The sequence below is a fragment of the Bacillus sp. SIMBA_005 genome, assembly GCF_046535585.1.
Taxonomy (GTDB): domain Bacteria; phylum Bacillota; class Bacilli; order Bacillales; family Bacillaceae; genus Bacillus; species Bacillus pumilus.
The window spans coordinates 1-257 of the sequence record NZ_JAWRWI010000701.1; the positions used below are offsets into that span (position 1 = coordinate 1).

Below are 257 nucleotides of genomic sequence, written 5' to 3' on the forward strand. Positions count from 1 at the left end.
CGCCACTTCTAGTAATAGGTATGACGATTGCAGGGACATACTTATTGTTCCATAGTGTCAGCGTGTTCATGCTGACGGCGCTGAAAAACGCTACATCTTGGTCGTGGAGAGGGTTAAATTTAATAGGTGTTTCACAGCTATTGTATCGTATACGTGCAAATGCTAAATCGTTGTCTATCATCGCGATTCTAAGCGCTACAACGATTACGGCAGGTGGTGGCGTTTTTGGAATGTACTACAATACCGAAGCAACGGTG

At 44.4% G+C, this 257-nt stretch carries 1 pseudogene; it reads left to right on the top strand.

The features are described 5' to 3' along the window. Positions 1–68: 68 nt before the first annotated feature. Positions 69–257 (top strand): annotated as a pseudogene (locus SB660_RS21880) (ABC transporter permease); the annotation flags it as partial.